This is a genomic window from Trueperaceae bacterium, from assembly GCA_019454765.1.
Lineage (GTDB): Bacteria > Deinococcota > Deinococci > Deinococcales > Trueperaceae > JAAYYF01.
This window is the reverse complement of the sequence record JACFNR010000043.1, coordinates 14409-15812: the sequence shown is the minus strand read 5'-3', so window position 1 is coordinate 15812 and position 1404 is coordinate 14409. Positions and strand designations below refer to the sequence as shown.

General features: G+C 73.7%; 2 protein-coding genes. One reads left to right on the top strand and one right to left on the bottom strand.

The features are described from left to right. Positions 1 to 309 (top strand): class II fructose-bisphosphate aldolase (locus H3C53_10970; protein ID MBW7917188.1); only part of this gene is annotated, 309 nt, incomplete at its 5' end. 55 nt (positions 310 to 364) lie between these two features. Here the strand turns inward: H3C53_10970 and iolC are convergent. Further along, the gene (iolC, locus tag H3C53_10965; protein MBW7917187.1) at positions 365 to 1354 is read right to left on the bottom strand and encodes a 5-dehydro-2-deoxygluconokinase; all 990 of its coding nucleotides are present in this window, start codon (positions 1352 to 1354) and stop codon (positions 365 to 367) included. Between the last annotated feature and the right edge of the window lie 50 nt (positions 1355 to 1404).

The window sequence follows — 1404 nt, the reverse complement described above, 5'->3', positions numbered from 1 at the left end:
GGCCTCGACTTCGAGCGCCTGGCCGACGTGGCCCACGCCACCCAGGGCACGCCGCTCGTGCTACACGGCGGTTCGGGGGTGCCGGAGGAGATGGTGCGCCGCGCCATCGAGCTGGGCGTGCGCAAGGTGAACGTCAACACGGAGTGCCTGGTCGCCTTCACGGCCGCCGTGCGGCGCTACGTCGAGGCCGGCCGCGACCGCGAGGGCAAGGGCTACCTGCCGCAGGCGCTCCTCGCCGACGGGCTCGAGGCCGCCAAGCGCGTGGCCATGGAGAAGATGGCGCTGTTCGGGAGCGCCGGCAAGGCCTGAGGCGCCCGCCAGGACCCCGCAGACCCGGGCCGCCGGCGGGCGCCCGCGCGCCCCCTCAGAACCCCCCGCGCCCCTCCACGAACGCCAGCGCCTCCTCCTCGTACGCCATGAAGTTGGCGCAGCCGTGCCGCGTCACCACGATGGCGCCGCAGGCGTTGCCCATGCGGGCGCTGCGGTACCAGTCCCAGCCCTTCAGGCGACCGTAGATGAGGCCGCTCGCGAACGCGTCGCCCGCGCCCAGCACGTTGTGCACCTCGACCGGGAAGCCCGGCACGTCCGTCACGCTCCCGTCGGCCGTGAACACAGTGGCGCCCGCCGCGCCGCGCTTCACGACCAGCACCTTCGGGCCGCCCGGCACCGCGAGGAGCGCCCGCACGTTCGCGTTCACGTCGCCCTCGATCTCGGGGGCCGACACCTGCTGGTGCGTCACACGCACCTGCGAGGCGTCGGTGAGCATGGCGGCGTTGACCTCCTCCTCCGTGCCCATGGCCACGTCCACGTTCGGCAGCAGCGCCCGCACGGCCAGCCCGAAGGCGCGCGGGTCGTGCCACTGGTCGGCGCGGAAGTCGATGTCGAGGAACACCGCGGCCCCAGCGGCACGCGCGCGCTCCGCGGCGAAGAACGTCGCGCTGCGGCTCGGCTCGCGGCTCAGACCCGTGCCCGACACCTCCAGCGCCCGCGTCGAGTCGAGCGGGGCCGCCAGCGCGTCGTCGATGGTGAGCTGCATGTCGGCCGCGTTGTCGCGGTAGAAGACCAGCGGGAAGCGGTCGGGCGGCTCGATGCCGAGCAGCACGGCGCTCGAGCGTGCCCCCGGCTTGCGCGGCAGGAAGCTCACGTCCACGCCCTCGCGGCGCAGGAAGGCGAGGATGAAGTCGCCCACCTTGTCCTCGCCCACGGCCGTGAGGAGCCCAGCCCGCAGCCCGAGCCGGCGCGCGCCCACGGCGATGTTGGTGGGGCTCCCGCCCACGTACGCCGCGAAGCTCGTGATCTCCTCGAACGGCGCGCCGATGTCGTTGGCGTACAGGTCGATGGACGACCGGCCCATGGTGATGAGGTCGTACCGCTTGTCGCTCACTCGCCCCTCCCGGAGCCGCT

Bases quoted from the DNA above. Each gene is read 5' to 3' on its own strand.
- iolC (MBW7917187.1), bottom strand. From the start codon at position 1,354: ATGGGCCGGTCGTCCATCGACCTGTACGCCAACGACATCGGCGCGCCG.